This window comes from Flavobacterium sp. NKUCC04_CG (assembly GCF_019345525.1).
Lineage (GTDB): Bacteria > Bacteroidota > Bacteroidia > Flavobacteriales > Flavobacteriaceae > Flavobacterium.
Map to the genome: position 1 here is coordinate 1 of NZ_JAHKRA010000058.1, position 371 is coordinate 371.

At 53.1% G+C, this 371-nt stretch carries 1 protein-coding gene; it reads right to left on the reverse strand.

Annotated elements, in window-relative coordinates:
* On the reverse strand, positions 1–328 hold a 328-nt coding region (locus tag KO524_RS15220; RefSeq protein WP_219295080.1), incomplete at its 3' end, for a hypothetical protein.
* Positions 329–371: the final 43 nt, after the last annotated feature.

Here is a 371-nt window from a genome sequence, read left to right on the forward strand (position 1 = left end):
GCAGGCTGCCTTTGGCCGAGGTTGCCGAACCGCTCCAATGCGCTTTGCCCAGCATATCAAACACCTGCACCCCTATATCCGCAGTAGGCGTTGTAAGACTGCTGTCGTAATGCAACACCGTTGTACCCGACGTGGGGTTGGGCGTTAATTGGGCGGTGGCTCGCGGCACCTCGGTAGGGGAAACCTCAGTAGGCCTCCAAGAACCCCGAGTGCCAAAGTTTAAAGTGAACCTATAATAATCGCAAACCACTTTACCGTTTAGCCTTACCAAAACCTGGAGTGTTGTGCTGCTTTGATCGTAATGAGGGTCAAAGGGAATGAATTGCAAGCCTTCAATGCTGCGCTGCTCCCCCGGTGCTAAACCGATGTTT